This window comes from Streptomyces sp. NBC_00885 (assembly GCF_045207475.1).
GTDB lineage: Bacteria > Actinomycetota > Actinomycetes > Streptomycetales > Streptomycetaceae > Streptomyces.
Genome location: NZ_CP108796.1, coordinates 7,084,166 through 7,101,732 on the forward strand (window position 1 = coordinate 7,084,166; position 17,567 = coordinate 7,101,732).

The 17,567-nt window shown below is 71.4% G+C and carries 19 protein-coding genes; 9 read left to right on the plus strand and 10 right to left on the minus strand.

Going from position 1 to position 17,567, the window contains the following annotated elements; genetic code table 11:
• Window positions 1-46: 46 nt before the first annotated feature.
• On the minus strand, window positions 47-970 hold the full coding sequence (locus OHA61_RS32215; protein WP_406305982.1) for an ADP-ribosylglycohydrolase family protein: 924 nt from the start codon (window positions 968-970) through the stop codon (window positions 47-49).
• A 176-nt stretch (window positions 971-1,146) separates the two neighbouring features.
• Between OHA61_RS32215 and OHA61_RS32220 the strand changes: the two genes are divergently transcribed.
• Window positions 1,147-2,376 carry a class I SAM-dependent methyltransferase gene (locus OHA61_RS32220; protein WP_406305983.1) on the plus strand — a complete coding sequence of 410 codons (1,230 nt, stop codon included), beginning with the start codon at window positions 1,147-1,149 and terminating at the stop codon, window positions 2,374-2,376.
• A gap of 6 nt (window positions 2,377-2,382) precedes the next feature.
• Here OHA61_RS32220 and OHA61_RS32225 read toward each other — a convergent pair whose 3' ends face one another.
• From OHA61_RS32225 to OHA61_RS32235, 3 genes are all read right to left on the minus strand, one after another.
• Window positions 2,383-3,753, minus strand: coding sequence for a cryptochrome/photolyase family protein (locus tag OHA61_RS32225; protein ID WP_406305984.1), 1,371 nt, complete (start codon window positions 3,751-3,753; stop codon window positions 2,383-2,385).
• 61 nt (window positions 3,754-3,814) lie between these two features.
• Window positions 3,815-4,564, minus strand: a complete 750-nt coding sequence (locus OHA61_RS32230) for an anti-sigma factor domain-containing protein (protein WP_406305985.1) — start codon at window positions 4,562-4,564, stop codon at window positions 3,815-3,817.
• Window positions 4,561-5,145, minus strand: coding sequence for a sigma-70 family RNA polymerase sigma factor (locus OHA61_RS32235; RefSeq protein WP_361911084.1), 585 nt, complete (start codon window positions 5,143-5,145; stop codon window positions 4,561-4,563). The genes OHA61_RS32230 and OHA61_RS32235 overlap by 4 nt, the downstream gene beginning before the upstream one ends.
• A gap of 206 nt (window positions 5,146-5,351) precedes the next feature.
• Between OHA61_RS32235 and OHA61_RS32240 the strand changes: the two genes are divergently transcribed.
• The 3 genes from OHA61_RS32240 to OHA61_RS32250 all read left to right on the plus strand — a co-directional run bounded on the left by OHA61_RS32240 (window position 5,352) and on the right by OHA61_RS32250 (window position 7,997).
• Window positions 5,352-6,011, plus strand: a complete 660-nt coding sequence (locus tag OHA61_RS32240) for a PadR family transcriptional regulator (protein ID WP_361911087.1) — start codon at window positions 5,352-5,354, stop codon at window positions 6,009-6,011.
• Window positions 6,012-6,195: 184 nt separating this feature from the next.
• Entirely contained in the window at window positions 6,196-7,221 is a 1,026-nt protein-coding gene (locus tag OHA61_RS32245) for an ATP-binding cassette domain-containing protein (RefSeq protein ID WP_406305986.1), read from the plus strand.
• Window positions 7,218-7,997 carry an ABC transporter permease gene (locus OHA61_RS32250; RefSeq protein ID WP_406305987.1) on the plus strand — a complete coding sequence of 260 codons (780 nt, stop codon included), beginning with the start codon at window positions 7,218-7,220 and terminating at the stop codon, window positions 7,995-7,997. The genes OHA61_RS32245 and OHA61_RS32250 overlap by 4 nt, the downstream gene beginning before the upstream one ends.
• A 35-nt stretch (window positions 7,998-8,032) precedes the next feature.
• On the opposite strand, the gene OHA61_RS32255 is transcribed toward OHA61_RS32250, so the two are convergent.
• A complete protein-coding gene (locus tag OHA61_RS32255; protein ID WP_328679870.1) occupies window positions 8,033-8,494 on the minus strand; it encodes an ABA4-like family protein in 462 nt (153 codons plus the stop codon).
• Window positions 8,491-9,447: a hypothetical protein gene (locus tag OHA61_RS32260; RefSeq protein WP_406305988.1), complete on the minus strand. Its 957-nt coding sequence runs from the start codon at window positions 9,445-9,447 to the stop codon at window positions 8,491-8,493. The genes OHA61_RS32255 and OHA61_RS32260 overlap by 4 nt, the downstream gene beginning before the upstream one ends.
• Before the next feature lie 108 nt (window positions 9,448-9,555).
• On the opposite strand from OHA61_RS32260, the gene OHA61_RS32265 reads away from it, so the two are divergent.
• Window positions 9,556-10,359: a MerR family transcriptional regulator gene (locus OHA61_RS32265; RefSeq protein WP_406305989.1), complete on the plus strand. Its 804-nt coding sequence runs from the start codon at window positions 9,556-9,558 to the stop codon at window positions 10,357-10,359.
• Between the two features lie 30 nt (window positions 10,360-10,389).
• On the opposite strand, the gene OHA61_RS32270 is transcribed toward OHA61_RS32265, so the two are convergent.
• Window positions 10,390-11,232 carry a siderophore-interacting protein gene (locus tag OHA61_RS32270; RefSeq protein WP_406305990.1) on the minus strand — a complete coding sequence of 281 codons (843 nt, stop codon included), beginning with the start codon at window positions 11,230-11,232 and terminating at the stop codon, window positions 10,390-10,392.
• A gap of 49 nt (window positions 11,233-11,281) precedes the next feature.
• Entirely contained in the window at window positions 11,282-12,187 is a 906-nt protein-coding gene (locus OHA61_RS32275) for a 5'-3' exonuclease H3TH domain-containing protein (protein WP_406307563.1), read from the minus strand.
• Between the two features lie 333 nt (window positions 12,188-12,520).
• Here OHA61_RS32275 and OHA61_RS32280 point away from each other — a divergent pair, with 333 nt between their 5' ends.
• The 3 genes from OHA61_RS32280 (at window position 12,521) to OHA61_RS32290 (ending at window position 14,240) form a co-directional block, all read left to right on the plus strand.
• Window positions 12,521-13,099 carry a helix-turn-helix domain-containing protein gene (locus tag OHA61_RS32280; protein ID WP_406305992.1) on the plus strand — a complete coding sequence of 193 codons (579 nt, stop codon included), beginning with the start codon at window positions 12,521-12,523 and terminating at the stop codon, window positions 13,097-13,099.
• Window positions 13,100-13,108: 9 nt separating this feature from the next.
• The gene (locus OHA61_RS32285) at window positions 13,109-13,828 is read left to right on the plus strand and encodes a helical backbone metal receptor (RefSeq protein ID WP_406305993.1); all 720 of its coding nucleotides are present in this window, start codon (window positions 13,109-13,111) and stop codon (window positions 13,826-13,828) included.
• Between the two features lie 130 nt (window positions 13,829-13,958).
• Window positions 13,959-14,240: a hypothetical protein gene (locus OHA61_RS32290; RefSeq protein WP_406305994.1), complete on the plus strand. Its 282-nt coding sequence runs from the start codon at window positions 13,959-13,961 to the stop codon at window positions 14,238-14,240.
• Here OHA61_RS32290 and OHA61_RS32295 read toward each other — a convergent pair whose 3' ends face one another.
• Entirely contained in the window at window positions 14,241-15,371 is a 1,131-nt protein-coding gene (locus tag OHA61_RS32295) for a TDT family transporter (RefSeq protein ID WP_406305995.1), read from the minus strand.
• 70 nt (window positions 15,372-15,441) lie between these two features.
• On the opposite strand from OHA61_RS32295, the gene OHA61_RS32300 reads away from it, so the two are divergent.
• Window positions 15,442-16,368, plus strand: a complete 927-nt coding sequence (locus OHA61_RS32300; RefSeq protein ID WP_406305996.1) for a LysR family transcriptional regulator — start codon at window positions 15,442-15,444, stop codon at window positions 16,366-16,368.
• A 506-nt stretch (window positions 16,369-16,874) separates the two neighbouring features.
• Here OHA61_RS32300 and OHA61_RS32305 read toward each other — a convergent pair.
• Window positions 16,875-17,552 carry a gamma-glutamyl-gamma-aminobutyrate hydrolase family protein gene (locus OHA61_RS32305; protein ID WP_406305997.1) on the minus strand — a complete coding sequence of 226 codons (678 nt, stop codon included), beginning with the start codon at window positions 17,550-17,552 and terminating at the stop codon, window positions 16,875-16,877.
• Between the last annotated feature and the right edge of the window lie 15 nt (window positions 17,553-17,567).

Below are 17,567 nucleotides of genomic sequence, written 5' to 3' on the forward strand. Positions count from 1 at the left end.
CCCCACCGCTCCCGTCAGGCCCTTCGGGAAGGGGCGGCCCGCATCGTCACTCCGCCAGCGCCTCCGCCAACCCCACCAGTTCCCCGACCCTCAGCACCCGGTCCCCGAACCCCGGCAGCGGCACGTGCAGCGCTTCCACCCACGGCTCCGGGATCGCCCCGAAGCCGTACACCGCTCCCGCCAGCATTCCCGTCACCGCTGCCACCGTGTCCGTGTCGCCGCCGAGGTCGATCGCCGTCGCCAGGGACTCTTCGTACGAGGACGTCGTACGCAACGCCCAGAGCGCCGAGCCGAGGCACGGCCACACCGCGCCATTGAACTCCGTTGCCGCGGACGGGTGCCAGTCCGGGGCGAGGACCGTCGCCCAGCGGGTGCGGTGGGCGAGGGCGATGTGGGCGAGTGCGGAGGGGACCGCGGCCAACGGGTCCCGGCCGTCCAGGGCGATGCGTATCAGCTCGTGCAGGATGGCCGTGCCGGCCCAGGCCGCCCCATCGCCGTGAGTGAGCGCCGCGATGCGGCCGGCCGCCGTCATCGTGGCTTCGCGGCCCGCGGCAGCGAAGCGCACAGCCGAGGTGGAGGCGCGCATCAGAGAGCCGTTACCTGCAGAGCGGCCGGTGGTCTGGAAGTGGAGCGCGGCCGCGAGGTCCCACGCTTCGCCGCTTGTGAGGACGTCCTCCGTCTGGAGGCCGATGTCCTTCGGCTCGGCCGCCGCCCAGCGCTGGAACCGCCCGAAGATGTCGGGCAGGTCCAGGCCGCCGCGTTCGAGTAGCGACTCCCCGACCAGCACTGCCATCTGCGTGTCGTCGGTGGCCTCGCCGGGGTCCCAGCCGCCGCCACCGCACATCTCGCCTATGCCGTCGGGGAATTGGGCGGTGAAGACGCCCGGCTCACGGAACTCGAAGGGGGCCCCAAGAGCGTCCCCGACGGCCGAGCCGACGACCGTGCCGACAACCCGCTCCATCCGCTGCATCGGGACAGTTTAGGGGGATCAGAAACGAGCATCCCGCCGACCGGAGGCGTACCGAGCGTTCGCAGAAAGATCCCGCCGCGGTACCAATCCGCGGCCGCCCCCGCGCCGAATGCCCACTGAGGACGGCGCCACCGTCGCCATGTCCAGTGGAGTCCGGCTCCCCAGGAGGGTGTGAATTGAGCGTGTCCCTGTCCCCGGCATCCTGGTCCCAGGCCCGGCCAACCGCGCCCGTCGCCGCACGCCGTTGGCCCGATGTGGCAAGCCTGCCCCCGTCCTCCCGGCTGCGGACGGCCGCGGCCGGACGGCGTGTTCGGCATGCGCTCGGCGCGCTGCCGCTACGGGTGCGCTTCGGCGGCGACGCGGTCGGCCGGGGCGGACCCCTCATGGAGGTGCGCGATCCGGCCGCCTTCTTCCGCAGGATCGGCGCCGGTGGTCTCGTCGGCTTGGGTGAGTCGTACATGGCGGGTGAGTGGGACGCGGGCGATCTCGTCCGTGTGCTGACCGTGCTCGCCGAGCACGGGGCCGCCCTCGTTCCCAGGCCGCTCCAGCGGACGCACGGAGCCCAGAAGCCCGACGGCCGCCCGCGCCCGTACCCCTCCGGCGAGCTGTTCGCGCTCTTCCTCGACGAGACGCTGACGTACTCCTCCGCGCTCTTCCGCGGCTTCCCGGCCGAGCAGCATCTCCTCGCGGCGGCGCAGCACCGCAAGACCGACCGGCTGCTCGACCTCGCGCAGGTACACAGCGGCACCCAGCTCCTCGAACTCGGCACCGGATCGGGTGAGTTGGCGATCAGGGCGGCGCAGCGCGGCGCGCGGGTGCTGACCGTCGCCCAGACGTCTGAGCAGCAGGAACTGGCACAGCGGCGCATCCGGGACGCGGGCTTCGAGAGCCGCGTGAGTGTCCTGCTGCGCGATTTCAGCAGGGTGCTCGGCCGTTTCGACGCCGTCGTCAGCGTGGAGATGATCGAGGCCGTCGGCGAGGAGGGCTGGGCGCAGTACTTCATGACGCTCGACCGCGTGCTCGCGCCCGGCGGACGGGTCGCCCTGCAGACGAGCACCATGCCGCACGACCGGCTGCTCGCCTCGCGCGGCACCCGCACCTGGACCCAGAAGTACATCGTTCCCGGCGGGTTGGTGCCGTCGGCCGAGGCGATCGAACGCTTCGTCACCCGGCGCACCGGGCTGAGCCTGGCCGGACGGGACAGCTTCGGCCCGCACTACGCCGAGACGCTGCGGCTGTGGCGCGAACGCTTCACGCACAACGCCGCGCACGCCGACGCCCTCGGCTTCGACGAGATCTTCTGCCGGATGTGGACCTTCCACCTTGCCCAAAGGGAGGCGGGCTTCCGGTCCGGGACGCTGGATGTGCAGCAATTGCTGCTCACGAAGGAGGAGTTGGCGGACTAAGGGGGATCAGCCGAGGCCGCGGGCCCGCTGGAACCGGGCCCGCCCCTCCGCGTGGTCCACCAGCGGATCCGGGTAGTCCAGCCGGGCCCGCTGGAGCATGTCCAGCTTCCACGGCTCATGGACGGCGGGCCCGGCCAGCTCCGCGAGCTCCGGCACCCAGCGCCGGACGTAGTCGCCGTTCGGGTCGCAGCGCATGGCCTGCGCCGCCGGATTGAGGACACGATGGGGGCGGGTGTCGGTCCCGGTGCCCGCCGCCCATTGCCAGTTGAGCTGGTTGTTGGCGATGTCCCCGTCCACCAGCAGCTCCAGGAAGTGACGGGCGCCGACGCGCCAGTCCACGTACAGCGTCTTGGTGAGGTAGCTCGCCGTCAGCAGCCGCGCCCGGTTGTGCATCCAGCCCTCGTGCAGCAGCTGGCGCATCGCGGCGTCCACGATCGGGCAGCCGGTGCGGCCCTCCTTCCACGCGGCGATCTCCTTCTCGTCGCCGCGCCAGTGGTCGTCGCGGCCGCGGTAGTCGGCGTGGGACGCGTCGGGCCGGGCGGCGAGCACCTGATGGTTGAAGTCCCGCCAGGCCAGCTGCCGTACGAACGCGTCGGCGCCCGGGCCGCCCTTGGCGCGTGCCCGCTGGACGACCTCGGTCGCCGACAGCGTGCCGAAGTGGAGGTGCGGGGACAGCCGGGACGTGGCATCGCCCGGCAGATCGTTCTGCCGCCCGTCGTACGCCGCGATGCCGTGGCTTTCGTCGGCGAGCCACGTCCGCAGCCGCCGTCTGGCCTCCGTCTCCCCGCCCAGGGCCAGCCCCGGCGACACCCCGCCGACCGCGGTGCGCCGGGGCATGGGATGACCGGCGAGTTCCGGAACCGGCACGGCGCGCGGAGCGGGCAGCGCCTCGCGCGGCGCGGTCTCCTTCCACCGGCGGAAGTACGGCGTGAACACAGCGAAGTGGTCGCGGCCGTCCGGTGTCACCCGCCCCGGCGGCAGCGCGGTCACCACCCCGTCGTGGACGTACAGGGCGCAGCGGAGCGCGCTCAGCGCCTCCCTCAGCCGCTCCTCCCTGCGCAGCGCGTACGCGCTGACGCCACCCGCGACATGCACCGAACGGGCGCCGCTCTCGGTGATCACCCGGCAGACCTGCTCGGTGACATCGCCCGTACGGACCACGAGCCGGCCGCCGCGCTCGCGCAGCCCGGCGTCCAGCGCGTGCAGAGCGTCGGCCAGAAACGCCCGCCGGTTGGGCGCGTCGAAGCCCGCCTTCCGTATGCCCCTGTCCAGCACGAACAACGGCACGATCTCGTCGGCCTCGCGCAGTGCGGCACTCAGCGCCGGCTGGTCGTGGAGTCGCAGATCGGAGGTGAAGAGCATGACCGCAACGCTCATGCGGCGTCCTTCCTCGGACGGGGCGTCGGACAGGCAGCGGACAGGCGTCGGACCCGGCCGGTCACGTCGCGAACCGCACCAGGGCCAGCGGATCGGTCGTCGGCTGTGCGGAGCCGCCGGCCGGTTCGACCGTGATCCCCATGCCCGACGCGGCGTCCAGCGGACCGTCCATCAGTACGGCGTTGTTGGTGACGACCGGGTCCATCAGACCGGCCGAGCGGAACTTCCCCCCGTCGGAGAACCAGAGTTGGTAGACCTTGCCCTGCGGCGGCCTGGGCAGCCCCGAGGTCAGGAAGGCAGCCTTGTTCTCGCTCCGCGAGACCACGACCGTGCCGCGCGCACCGTCCGGCAGCTTCGCGATGCTCACCCGGGCGTCGGGCGCGGCGAGCACCGAGGCCAGCTCCTCGGTCCGCTGCTGTGCGCGCTGCGCCTCCTGGCGCGCGTCCTGGGCCTCCTGGTGCTGCCAGAACGAGACACCGCCGAACGCGGCGGCAGCGGCCAGACAGGCGGCCAGGACGAAGCGCGACATTCTCCGGCTGCGGTGGGCGCCACCGGAGCGGCCCTGTCGTGCGACCCGGGGCGGATCCTGTCGTTCCGCGGCGATCCGCCGCAGCACCTGCTGCTTCAGCGCGGGCGGCGGCGTCACAGCCACCGCGAGGCCCAGCTTCCCGACGGTGGCGGCCAGTTCACGCACTTCCTGGGCGCACGCAGAACACACCAGCAGATGCCGCTCGAACTCGGCACGCTCGTCCGGAGCAAGCGCGTGCAGCACATAGGCGCCGGTCAGCGTGTGCAGATCAGCGGTGGTCATGCGCTCACCCCCAGGCAGTCGCGCAGCCGGATGAGCCCGTCGCGCAGTCGTGTCTTGACCGTGCCGAGTGGCACGGCGAGCAGTTCGGCCACTTCGCGGTAGGCCAGCCCGCGGTAGTACGCGAGCGTCACCGACTGCCGTTGCAGCTCGGTGAGGGTGCGCAGGCAGCGTCGTACCTGTTCGCGCTCAAGTCGGGCCTCGACCTGTTCGGTGACCTCGTCGTAGGCGGGCGTCTGTTCCAGCAGCGCCGCCCTGCGCTCCCGGTCGGTGGCGGCCTGGGCCGAGCGGACCCGGTCCACGGCCCGCCGGTGCGCGAGCGTCAGGATCCAGGTCATCGCAGATCCGCGGGACGGCTGGAAGCGCGCCGCGCTGCGCCAGACCTCGATGAGCACTTCCTGGGTCACCTCCTCGGATTGGGCCGGATCGCGCAACACGGCGCGCACCAGCCCCAGGACCGGACCGCAAACAGCGTCGTACAGGCGGGAGAAGGCCTCCTGGTCCCCGCGGGCGACCAGTCCGAGCAGCTGTTGCAGATCGGGTCCCGCCGAGGCGGGGCCGCCGATGTGTACGGCTTCTTTCACGCGGCTTTCCTCCACTGTGCGGGCATGTAGTCCGGACAGGATTTCACCAGGCATTCGGAGCCAGCGAGGCGGTGGATTGGTAGTGATGCGCAGATGGTTGCACGCGAGTCTCCGGAAGCCTCACAGATTCGCGATATGTCGTGGTTGACGAGGTGCCCGTCTCGCGATATGTTCGGTCACGAGTATTCGGGAGCGAGGTGATCGGAATGGCCACCAAGAGGCGCAGGCTCAGCAACCCGCTGGCACTCGTGGTGATGGTGCTGCTCTCCGAGCGGGCCATGCATCCCTACGAGATCGCGCAGACGATCCGCCAGCGCGGCAAGGAGAACAGCGTCAAGGTCAACTTCGGCTCCCTCTACACCGTCGTGCAGAACCTCGAGAAGCACGGCCTGGTCGAGGTCACCGATGTGCAGCGCCAGGGCAACCGGCCCGAGCGCACGCTCTACGGCATCACCGACGCCGGACGCGCGGAGATGGCGGAGTGGCTGTCCGATCTGCTCGCGGTACCCGCCCGTGAGTACCCGCTCTTCGAGACCGCGCTCTCACTCATGGCCGTCCTGCCGCCCGACGAGGTCATCCCGCTGCTCGCGGACCGGCTCGCCGCCCTGGAGGTCCAGATCGCCTCCGCGCGTGGCGCGCTGCAGATGCTCTACGGCACGCTGCCCCGGATCTTCGTCGTGGAGAACGAGTACCAGCTCCACATGCTCGAGGCCGAGGCGGAGTGGGTCCGCGGCTTCCTCAAGGAGGTCGAGCACGGCACCTACCAGGGTGTCGCGGAGTGGCGGACCTTCCACGAGACCGGTGAACTGCCCCCGGAATTCAAGGAACTTCAGCAGAGAGCCGAGGGCCGCTCCACGGACACGTAACCAGAAAAGACCCCGGCGGAGGCTGTTGGAGCAGCTCCCGCCAGGGTCTCGAACCCCGGACCGGACCCGCCGAGAAGGCAGACCGGGCGATCGAGGTGCGGCACACCCAGGATAGCCCGATGCTCTTCACGCGGTTCGGCCCGGCATACCCGAGAAGCCGACGAACCCCGAGGAGAGCTCCGTCATGAGCACCCCTGTGCCCGCCGTCGCGGCGAGGCAACTGATCAAGACCTACCCCGGTGATGTCACCGCCCTGCGCGGCATGGATCTCACCGTCGAGACCGGCACCGTCTTCGGACTGCTCGGTCCCAACGGCGCCGGCAAGTCCACCACCGTCAAGATCCTCACGACGCTGGCCAGGCCCGACAGCGGCAGCGCCGTCGTGGCGGGCCACGATGTGCTGCGCCACCCCGACCGGGTGCGCCGCTCGATCGGCGTCGTCGCCCAGAAGTCCGGCGCCGACCCGGTCGCCACCGGCCGTGAGAACCTTCTGCTCCAGGGCAGGCTGTACGGGCTCGGAGGCGCCGCGCTCGGCCGGCGCGTCGATGAGCTGCTCGTCCGCTTCGACCTTACCGGCGCCGCGAAGCGCCAGGTCAGGGGATACTCCGGCGGTATGCAGCGGCGCCTGGACGTGGCGCTGGGACTGGTGCACCGCCCCGAGGTGCTCTTTCTGGACGAGCCGACGACGGGCCTCGACCCCGAATCCCGTACCGCCATGTGGGAGGAGATCTCCCGCCTCGCCGGTGACGACGGCCTGACCATCGTCCTCACCACCCACTATCTGGAGGAGGCCGACCGGCTGGCCGAGCGGATCGCGATCGTCGACCGCGGCAGGGTCGTCGTCGAGGGCACCCCCGAAGGGCTCAAGGGCGAACTGCGCGGCGACGCCGTGCACCTGGAACTGCGGACGGACGGGGACCGGACGCAACTCACAGGAGCCCTCGCCCCGCTGCCGGGCATCCACGAGGTCCTCGTCGACGGCCGCCGCGTCAGCGTCCGCGCCGACGACGGCGCCGCCGCCGTGCCCGTACTGCTCGGCGCGCTGGAGCGGGCGGGAGCCGCCGTCGCCGCGGCGACCGTCGCCCGGCCCTCGCTCGACGACGTCTATCTGCGGTACGCGGGACGCCGGTTCGCCGAAGCCGAGTCGGCACCGGATCCGATCGACACCCGGGACGAGCCCGCACTCGCCACCGCGGGAGGCACCCGATGAGCACCGACGCAGTGACGCAGACCTGGTACATGACGCAGCGCCAGCTGGTGGCCGTCGCACGCCAGCCCGCCTATCTGGTGATGATGCTGATCCAGCCCGTGATCTGGCTGTTCCTCTTCGGCAATCTCTTCAAGAAGATCGTGGAGCTGGGCGGCTTCGGCACCACGACCTATCTCGACTACCTGATCCCCGGCATCGTGGTGATGAGCGCGCTCAACTCCAGCATGTGGGCCGGGATGGGCACGCTGGAGGAGATCGAGCGCGGCACGCTCAACCGCTTCCTGACCACGCCCGTGAGCCGCAGCGCGCTGATGAACGCCAATGTCGTGCAGAACGGCATCAGTACCGCCCTGCAGTCCGTGATCATCGTGCTGCTCGGACTGGCCGGGGGAGCGCAGTACCCCGGCGGCGCGGCCGGGATCGCGGTCCTCGTCCTCGCCTCGGTGCTGCTGGGCGCGGTCTTCGGCGCGTTCTCGAACGCGGTGGGCATGCTGGTCCGCCAGCGTGAGTCGATCATCGGCTTCAACACCTTCCTGCTGCTCCCTCTGACCTTCCTCTCCTCGGCCTTCATGGCCCCGAGCCAGATGCCGTCCTGGATGGCCCGGATCGCGGACTTCAACCCGGTCAACTGGGCGATGGTGGCGGGCCGTTCGGCGCTGGCCACCGAGCCGGACTGGGGCGATGTGCTCGGGCGCGGGGGAGCGCTCGCGGGCCTCGCGGTGGCCGCGGTGTGGCTGTCGACCCGCGCCCTTCGCTCGTACCAGAAGTCGGTCTAGCCACAACGGGGGCCACAACGCGGGCTGAAACGAGGCTAGTACGACGAGGGTTGTACGGCCCGGTCCTCGACTCCGGTCGCGGACCGGGCCTTCGCCGCGCGCAGCGCCAGGAAGATCAGCAGCCCGATCGGCGAGAGCAGGATCGTGAGCACCAGCAGCGGCCCCATCACCAGCGGATGGATCCCCAGCCGGCGCGACTGGAGGAACATCCACTGGCCCAGCAGCAGATCCCAGGCGATGACCTGCGCCCAGACGGCTCCCGCGCCGTTCGCGAGGGCTGCCAGATCCCGGAATCCGTCGAGGGACGGGCTGCTCACGGCCGCCCACAGCTCGGGGAAGACGGGAATCGCCATGGTCAGATAGACCGCCAGGATCGGGATGACCGTCAGCGGCGAGGCGGCGATCCTGGCTGTGGGACGCCAGTTGGGGGCGAAGATCATCAGCAGCCATATGGGGCTTGCCAGGTAGAAGGACAGGTCGAAGAGAAATTCGGTCATGTCACGAGCTCCTTGTGGGTGTCGTCTGCCGTACGGGACGGGGGAGTTGTCCGCAGTGCGAGGAGTGATCCGGCCGCCGCGGCGACGAGGATCGCGGCCGCGGCGGTGAGCGTCGCGCCGTCGGGGTGGATCAGGGCCTGGCCCCGCAGCGCCTGCCAGGTGACCAGGGCGACCACGGCGGCGTACACCCCGCAGGCCACGAGCACGAGCCGCAGGCGTACGCCCTCGTCACGCAGCCGGGCGAAGCGCGGCGCCAGAGCGAGGAGGGCGAGCAGGAAGAGGGGGATGAGCTGAAGGGCGTGCATCCCGACGAAGTGCGGGATGCGCAGATCACCGCCGGTCGTCGACCAGCCCGTGATCGGCAGGGAGGGGCCGCCCTCCGCAACGCCGACGTTGTGGGAACCGATGACCTTGGCGAGCTCGCCTTCCGCCCGCTGCTCGGAGGTGGGGCGCGTCATCAGGTTGCCGAGTCCCGCGCCCACCAGGGCGATGGCCGCGCCGAGCCGCATGGCCCAGGCGGCGGCGCGGTCGGCGAGCTGTGAGCGGAAGAGCAGGAACGCGATCAAGATCGAGCTCACCCAGAGCGTGATGATGGTGGCGCCCATGATGTTGAACAGCAGGGTGTCGAAGGCGGTTGCGTAGTTGAAATGGCTGCGCTTGCCGCGGATCACCTGTCCCACGATGATCAGCATCTCGATTGCCCCGGCGAGGGCTACGACCGTGCCTGCCCACCAGCCCACCCGTCGGCCGCCGGTGGCCATCGACAGCATCCAGGCCAGCGTCGAGGCGTACATCATCAGCGAGATCGAGAACTTGAAGGGTTTGAACCAGATCGGTGAGCCGACCAGAACGCGGTCGTCGGCGATCATGCCGATGCCCGACACCACCGTCAGTACGGCCATCGACGCGGCGAAGATCATGAGCGGCCGGTGCCAGGAACGCCATGAAGGCATGCGGAACTCCCTCCCGAGTAGAATGGATAGTGACACCATCTGCTATCCGGTAGTGAAACTATCTATGCTGGGGTGTGGCGTTGGCAAGGGCGGAAGGATGAACGGGCAGTGCGCATTGGCGAGTTGAGTCGCAGAACCGGTGTTCCGGTACCGACGATCAAGTACTACATACGGGAAGGTCTGCTCCCCGCCGGGCAGCTGACCAGCCCCAATCAGGCGAGCTACGACGAAGCGCACGAGCGCAGGCTTCGGCTGATCCGCGCGCTCCTCGACGTAGGAGGGCTGAAAGTAGCGGCCATCGCGGAGGTCCTCACGGCGGTGGACGAGCCCGGCACATCGGTCCACAAGGTGCTGGGCGTGGCGACGGAACTGATCGTCCCGACCTTTGCGGACGTCGAGCCCGACGCCGCGCTGGACGCGGCCCGCAAGGAGGTCCGGGACCTCATCGCCCGGCGTGGCTGGCTGACGGACGACGACTCTCCCGCCGGCGAGGCGCTCGCCATGGCGCTGGCCGCGCTGAACAGAGCCGGACACGGTGCATTCGCAGAGGTACTGGACGCCTACGCGGACGCGGCGGAGCAGATCGCACGCGCCGACCTCGCCTATGTGGCCCGGCTCGCGGGGCTGGACGACCTGGTGGAGAGCGCGGTCGTCGGCACCGTGCTCGGGGACAGCCTGATCGCCTCGCTGCGCAGGCTCGCCCAGGCCGACGGCTCGGCCCGTGTGTACGAGAACGACGAGGCGGGGGCGGACGACGAGACGCCCGGCGACGATGCTCGGGCTGACGACGAGGCGGGGGCGGACGTCAAGGCGCCGCCCCGCGACAAGGCCCGGGCGGACGGCAAGGCCCGAGGCGGCCTCAAGACCCGTGCGGGGCGCGGGACTTCCGCCGACGACAAGACCCCCGGCTGAGGCAGCCGGGGGTCCGTGGGGCAGCGGGCGTCAGGCCACGCGTTCCTGCTCGCGCTCCACCTGCTCGTTCCACTCGCGCTTGACCGCGCGCCAAGCCTCGTCGCTCTGGCCGAGCCGCCAGTAGCCCGAGATCGACAGCTGCTCGCGCGGAATCTGCCGGTCCAGGCGCAGATGGCGGCGCAGCTCCTTCACGAACGCCGCCTCGCCGTGGACGAACGCGCAGACGGCGCCCTCGGGGAAGTCCAGCGTCTTCACCGCCGCGACCAGCGACTCGCCCGCCGGGAGGGTCCCGCGGTGCAGCCAGGTGATCTCGACGCCGTCCGGCGTGACGACCTTCTGCTCCTCCTCCGGGCCCGCGACCTCGACGAAGGCGTGGACGACCGCGCCCGGAGGCATCCGCTCCAGGGCCGCGGCGATCGCGGGCAGGGCGCTCTCGTCGCCCACCAGCAGATGCCAGTCGGCCTCCGGCGCCGGGGCGTAACCACCGCCGGGGCCGTTGATGCGCATGATGTCGCCCACCTGCGCCCGCGCCGCCCAGGGACCGGCCAGCCCCTCGTCGCCGTGCACCACGAAGTCGACCGCGAGTTCGCCGAGGACCGGGTCCCAGCTCCGTACCGTGTAGGTGCGGTTGGCGGGCCACTGCTCGCGCGGGAACTCCTCACGGATCCGCTCGATGTCGAATGGTTCGGGATAGCTCACGCCCTCGGGCGCGAACAGGAGCTTGATGTAGTGATCGGTGTACGCGCCGAGGGTGAAACCGGTCAGCCCCTCACCGCCCAGGACGACGCGCACCATGTGCGGGGTGATCTGCTCGGTGCGAACCACCCGCGCCTCGTACGGCTTGGGTGCCTTGCGGGCGGGTCGTTCTGCCACGGCGTTCTCCCTGGGCTCGTGCGTGCTTAGGCTTGCCTAAGTTAACACCTCAGCCCTGAAGTGTGGACAGCAGCCGCTGGAGCGCTCCGCCCAGTCCCCAGCGGGACGCCAGTTCATCCAGGGTCGCCGGATCGCGCGGCTCGGCGGGCAGGGCCGGATCGAAGTCGGGCAACCGCACGTCCGAGGCGACCCGCACCACCTTGGGGGCGACCGCGACATAGTCCCTGGCCTCGTCCAGCCGCTTGCGCTGCGCGGGTGTCAGCTTGGCGCGCGGATCGTCGACCGCGGCCATGATCCCGGCCAGATCGCCGAAGGTGTCCAGCAGTTTGGCCGCGGTCTTCTCGCCGATCCCGGGCACACCCGGCAGCCCGTCGCTCGGGTCGCCCCGCAGCAGCGCCAGATCGACATAGCCCGGCCCGTCCACGCCGTACCTCTCGCGCAGCCACGCCTCGTCCGTCACCTGGAGCGTCCCGACGCCCTTCAGCGGATACAGCACCCGCCGGCCGCGGGCGTCGTCCACCAACTGGAAGAGGTCCCGGTCCCCGGTGACGATGTCGACGGGGCCGGTGGCCCGCCCGGTGAGGGTGCCGATGATGTCGTCCGCCTCATAGCCGTCGGCTCCTACACGGGCGATGCCCAGCGCGTCGAGGACATCCTCGATCACCGGGACCTGAGGGGAGAGGGTGTCGGGGATCTCCTCCGCGTCGGGTCCTGTCTCCGTCTCGACGGCGACGCGATGCGCCTTGTACGAGGGGATCAGCTCCACCCGCCAGTGCGGCCGCCAGTCGTTGTCCCAGCAGGCCACCAGGTCGTCGGGGCGGTGGTCCTGGACCAGCCGTGCGATGAAATCCAGCAGTCCGCGCACGGCGTTGACCGGGGTGCCGTCGGGGGCACGGACCGAGTCGGGGACGCCGAAGTAGGCGCGGAAGTACAAGGAAGCTGTGTCGAGGAGCATCAGGCGTCGCGTCACAACCCTGATGATGCCGCACGGCACTGACAGTCACCGTCCTTGCCGACCCTGGACCTCGTTGGTCCTGGAGGAGCCGCGGCTGCCGGCTCGAGGATTTCACGAGCCGTGGTGGAGCGTTCGGGCACGGACGAGATCGCTCCGCAGTAGCCTGCAGTACGCACAAGGGGTGGTCCTCGCCGGTGGCGGGGCCACCCCTTCGGGCTGCCCCACCGGTAGTGGACCCGTGCTGCACCCGGGTGCGGTGGCCTGCGCGGGAAACCGGAGCCGGAAGCTGCGTAAGGTGAGACAGGACCAGGGAAGGGGAGGGGAGCCCGCCAGATGGACGCGAAGGACGCGAAGGACCCGAAGGAGACCGAACCCCTTCGGGTGGGCGCCGCTGTCCGCAGACGCCGCCGCGCCCTGGACCTCACGCTCGCCGCGGTGGCGGAGCGCAGCGGCCTCTCCGTGCCCTTCCTCAGCCAGATCGAGAACGAGCGGGCCCGCCCCAGCACCCGCTCGCTCCAGCGGGTCGCCGACGCCCTGGAAACCACGACCGCACGGCTGCTCGCCGCCTCCGACGCGGCCCGCACCATCAAGGTCGTACGTGCCCCGCACGGCGGTGAGCTGCCGGCCGCTGCGATGACCCGTCGGCTCGTACGGGGGCAGCACCAGCTGCAGGCCCTCGAATTCACCGGGGAGCAGGACGCGGGGCGCGAGTTCGAGCACCGCAACGACGAGCTGATGTACGTCGCCGACGGCGCGGCGGAGGTCGAGGCGGAAGGCCGCGCCTACCGCCTGGCACGGGGCGACACCCTCTTCCTCTCCGGAGGCGTACGGCACCGCTGGCGCGCGACCGCGCCGGACACGCGGATCATCGTCGTCACGGTCTCCGACCACATCGAGACGCCGGAGCCGTAGGAAGCCGTCATGCGCGTCGTCTCCCTGGTGCCCTCGCTGACCGAGGCCGTGGCCGTCAGCGCGCCCGGGCTGCTGGTGGGGGCCACGGACTGGTGCAGCCATCCCGCCGGACTCGATGTCGTACGGATCGGGGGCACCAAGAACCCGGACGTGGCAGCCGTGATCCGGATGCGGCCCGATCTGGTGATCGCGAACGAGGAGGAGAACCGGGCGCCCGACCTGGCCGCGCTCAGGGCGGCGGGCATCCAGGTGCTCGAAACGGAGATCCGCGACCTCGACCAGGCCTTCCGCGAGCTGGAGCGGGTCCTGGTGGGCGGGTGCGGCCTGACGCGGCCCCGCTGGCTGGACGAGGCGCAGGCGGCGTGGGCCGGGCTCGCGCCGCTGGGGGAGGTGCGGGCGGTCGTGCCCATCTGGCGGCGGCCGTGGATGGTGCTCGGGCGCGACACCTTCGCCGGTGATCTGCTGGCCCGGCTCGGCGTCGGCAATGTGTACGCGGGGCACGCCGAGCGTTATCCCCGTATCCCGCTGGAGGAACTGCGGGACTGCGGCGCCCGGTTGGCGGTCCTTCCGGACGAGCCGTACCGCTTCACGGCGGACGACGGGCCCGAAGCCTTTCCTTCGCTGCCGGCCGCGCTGGTCAGCGGCCGGCATCTCACCTGGTACGGGCCGTCACTGGCCGAGGCGCCGGCGGTTCTCGGCGCTGCGCTGCGACGAGGACTCGGCCTGTAGCTGCCTGATACCTGCGTTCCTTCCGGATTCCGTCGGACGGCGCAGGGGCGTCTCCCACCACTCGCTGTAACCGAGGTGTGGACATAGCGTGGCAGGCAAGCTGATTTCGGACGTGAATCGAGGAGCTGAGATGGCAGTTCTGGTGCAGAACTACGGCGCGGGCTGGAACGAGGAGTTGTACCAGGCGACCTTCGACCGGGCGATCCCGGACCGTGCGAAGCCGCCCGCTGGGCTCGTCGCCCACATTGCGGCGCCCGGGGAGAACGGTGGCTGGCAGGTCGTCGACGTATGGGAGTCGGAAGCCGAGTTCCGGCAGTTCGTGGAAGGGACGCTCATGCCGGTCGCACAGGAGCTGGGAGCGCCGCCCTTCGACACGTCCGTGGTCGAGCTGTACAACTCTCTGATCCCGTAGTCACGTCTGCCGGGGCGCTGCGAGCAGCGCTCCGCCGATCAGGCCGCGCAGCGTACGGAAACCGGTCACCGCCCAGGCGGTGACCAGGAGGGCGTACAAGCCGACGGCGAGCCATTCGAGGGCAACAAGGCCGGTGTGGTGGGCGAGGCCCTCCGCGCCGGTCACACACGTGCCGACCGGGAACGTGAAGGCCCACCAGCTCATCGTGAAAGGCATGCCCCTCTTCAGGGCCCGCACCACCATCGCGGTGGCGAGGACCAGCCACAGCAGGGCGAAGCCCAGCACCGGTACGCCGTAGATCACGGCGAACGCGGCGAAGCCCTGCGCGTACTGGGCGTCGATCGCGCCCGGGGCCGCGTCCGCGAGCTTGTTGACCGCGGTCGTGGACTGGCCCAGCGGGCCGAGTACCAGGAAGAGGGAGGGGGTGAGCGCGAGGGGCAGGGCGCCGTGGTGGATCAGCCGGGAGAAGACCACCGGCAGGATGATGAGCGTCGCGAGCAGGCTGATCCCGAACATGGCGTAGCTCGCGAGGAGCAGCGCCTCGCGCCACTGTCCGGCGGGCAGATGCGGCACCAGCAGGGGGCCGAGCGACGCGGAGACCATCGGCGGGACGACCGGAAGCAGCCATACGGGTGAGGCGGTGGCGGGCCCGACGCGCCGTCGTACGACCATCAGGTACGGGACGACGACGGCGGCGGCGAGGCCGATGAGCGTGCCGGCGCCGAACAGCCCCGCCGCCGTCGCCACCGCGGCTCTGTGGCCGATCACGTCCTGGCCCATGGTCAGGGTGCCGGCGCCGACGGCCAGCAGTGCCATCGCCAGACAGCCGTAGAACGGCGCGATCGCGGGGTCAATGAGATGGTCGCGGGCCTGGTCGCGGTGGCCGACCCAATGGGCGGCGCGGGCGGTCAGAACGACGGCGAGCATCGCGGCCGACAGTGCCCACACCGCGGTACAGGCGGTCCGCAGGCCGGGCATATCGACCGGGAGGCCGGCGCCGGCGGTCGCGACGATGGCCGTGCCCATGACTGTCGCGTACCACTGGGGTCCGAAATGGCGGAGCGACGGCAGCCGGACGGTGGTGAGAGCTGACGCGGTCGTGTGGGTGCGGGGCTGCACGGCTGTGACCATTTCCCCACTGTCACGCCCGGCCCGGCTCCCCACCACGGACCGCTGCCCTATGGCCCCATAAGCTGGGTTTATGAGCGATGGGGATGAAGAGCGGATTCCGCTCGCACACCGGGTGCCGGATCTGGGTGCGCTGGAGCTGCTGCTGGCCGTCGCGCGGCACGGCAGCCTCGGGCGCGCGGCGCGTGAGCTCGGGATCACCCAGCCCGCCGCGAGCAGCCGGATCCGCTCGATGGAGCGCCAACTGGGAGTGGCGCTCGTCGACCGTTCCCCACGCGGCTCCCGGCTCACGGATGCGGGGGCGCTCGTCACCGACTGGGCGCGGCGGGTCGTGGAGGCGGCCGAGGCGTTCGACGCGGGGGCGCAGGCGCTGCGGGGGCGACGGGACTCGCGGCTGCGGGTGGCGGCCTCGATGACGATCGCGGAGTATCTGCTCCCGGGCTGGCTGATCGCGCTCCGTGCGGCACGGCCCGGCACGGCCGTCTCGCTGTCGGCCGGAAACTCCGCGGCGGTCGCTCAGCGGCTGCTCGCGGGCGAGGCTGACCTGGGGTTCGTCGAGGGCCTGTCCGTGCCGGAGGGTCTGGACGGGGCCGTGATCGGCCACGACCGGCTCGTGGTGGTGGCGGCGCCGAGCCATGCGTGGGCGAGGCGCCGTATGCCGCTCTCGGCCCCCGAACTGGCGGCGGCCCCGCTGATCCTGCGGGAGCGGGGGTCGGGGACGCGTCAGGTCCTCGACTCGGCGCTGAGCGGGTGCGGGGGGCTGTCGGAGCCGCTGCTTGAACTCGCCTCGACGACGGCGGTCAAGGCGGCGGCGGTGAGCGGGGCGGGGCCGGCGGTGATGAGCGAACTGGCCGTCACGGAGGAACTGGCGTCGCGCCGCCTGACGCGCATCCCGCTGGAGGGGGTCGACCTGCGCCGGGCCCTGCGCGCGGTCTGGCCGACCTCGCACCGCCCGACGGGCCCGGCGAGGGATTTGCTCACGCTCACGAGGTCGGGATGAGCGGTCCGCGGTGCGGGTCGCGGGCGTGCCCGGTGCCTTTTCGGTGCGGGCCGCGGGGTTGCCCGGTGCCGCGGGGTGGCCGTCCGGCGGTGCGGGCCGCGGGGTTGCCCGGTGCCGCGGGGCGCCGTTTGGGGTCCGCTCCGGGGTAGAGCCGGGACTGCATGATTTACGGCGCGTCTCTGGTCTGCCGTGGGTGCGGGGGTCCCCGCGCCACAAATCACGCTCTACGTCCCGACTCCACCCGCTCCACGGCCCCTGCCGGGTGACGCCTGTCGATTCCCCCTCGCCGCGAGGCGGGAGGGGGCGGGTTTCGCGCCGCGAAGTCGGGCGCCGTGAGGCGGGGCGGGAGGCGTTAAGTTCGCGCCGCGAAGCGGGCGCGTCGGGGGTGTGGGGGCGTCAGCCCCCTGGGGGCTGGGGGCTTGCCCCCAGTTTCGGGGAGGGGCGGGGTGGGGGAACAAACCGCCCGCGCCCCGAAACCGGCGCCCCCGGAACGGCACGCTGGAAACTCACCCCGCCGCCCCCACCAGCGCCGACATCACCCGCACGTCCTCCCCCGCCTCGGGATGCCACTGCACCCCCAGTACCCACCCCGCCCCCTCCAGCTCCGCCGCCTCAACCGTCCCGTCCTCCGCGTGGGCGCCGGCCGTGAGCGCGGTGGCGAGGCGGTCCACCGACTGGTGGTGGTAGGTCGGGACGGACGTCGCCTCCGGCACGATCGAGGCGTACCGCGTCCCCGGAACCGGCTTGACCGTGTGGCGGCCGAAGACGCCGACACCCCCGACGTGCCCGTCCAGGTGCTGGACCAGCGTCCCGCCGAGCGCCACGTTCAGCAGTTGCAGGCCGCGGCAGATCCCGAGCAGGGGGGTTCCGGCCGCCAACGCCGCCCGGATCAGGGCGAGTTCCCAGGCGTCCCGGTCCCGCGCCGGTGGGCCCGTGCGCGGGTCGGGCTCGGCTCCGTACCGTACGGGCTCGACGTCCGCGCCGCCCGCGACGACCAGGCCGTCCAGCCGGGCCACGACCGACTCGGCCGAGGCCGGGTCGTCCGGCGGGAGCAGTGCGGCGAGGCCGCCCGCCGCCTGGACGAGGCGGGGATATCCGGCGGGCAGTACAGCCGCGGGCATCTTCCACACGCCCCACGCGGCCGTTTCCAGGTAGGTGGTGACACCGATGAGCGGCTTGGACACAGCGACTCCCGTTCC

Bases quoted from the DNA above. Each gene is read 5' to 3' on its own strand.
- OHA61_RS32215 (WP_406305982.1), bottom strand. From the start codon at position 970: ATGCAGCGGATGGAGCGGGTTGTCGGCACGGTCGTCGGCTCGGCCGTC.
- OHA61_RS32225 (WP_406305984.1), bottom strand. From the start codon at position 3,753: ATGAGCGTTGCGGTCATGCTCTTCACCTCCGATCTGCGACTCCACGAC.
- OHA61_RS32230 (WP_406305985.1), bottom strand. From the start codon at position 4,564: ATGACCACCGCTGATCTGCACACGCTGACCGGCGCCTATGTGCTGCAC.
- OHA61_RS32240 (WP_361911087.1), top strand. From the start codon at position 5,352: ATGGCCACCAAGAGGCGCAGGCTCAGCAACCCGCTGGCACTCGTGGTG.
- OHA61_RS32245 (WP_406305986.1), top strand. From the start codon at position 6,196: ATGAGCACCCCTGTGCCCGCCGTCGCGGCGAGGCAACTGATCAAGACC.
- OHA61_RS32250 (WP_406305987.1), top strand. From the start codon at position 7,218: ATGAGCACCGACGCAGTGACGCAGACCTGGTACATGACGCAGCGCCAG.
- OHA61_RS32255 (WP_328679870.1), bottom strand. From the start codon at position 8,494: ATGACCGAATTTCTCTTCGACCTGTCCTTCTACCTGGCAAGCCCCATA.
- OHA61_RS32260 (WP_406305988.1), bottom strand. From the start codon at position 9,447: ATGCCTTCATGGCGTTCCTGGCACCGGCCGCTCATGATCTTCGCCGCG.
- OHA61_RS32275 (WP_406307563.1), bottom strand. From the start codon at position 12,187: ATGCTCCTCGACACAGCTTCCTTGTACTTCCGCGCCTACTTCGGCGTC.
- OHA61_RS32280 (WP_406305992.1), top strand. From the start codon at position 12,521: ATGGACGCGAAGGACGCGAAGGACCCGAAGGAGACCGAACCCCTTCGG.
- OHA61_RS32285 (WP_406305993.1), top strand. From the start codon at position 13,109: ATGCGCGTCGTCTCCCTGGTGCCCTCGCTGACCGAGGCCGTGGCCGTC.
- OHA61_RS32290 (WP_406305994.1), top strand. From the start codon at position 13,959: ATGGCAGTTCTGGTGCAGAACTACGGCGCGGGCTGGAACGAGGAGTTG.
- OHA61_RS32295 (WP_406305995.1), bottom strand. From the start codon at position 15,371: ATGGTCACAGCCGTGCAGCCCCGCACCCACACGACCGCGTCAGCTCTC.
- OHA61_RS32300 (WP_406305996.1), top strand. From the start codon at position 15,442: ATGAGCGATGGGGATGAAGAGCGGATTCCGCTCGCACACCGGGTGCCG.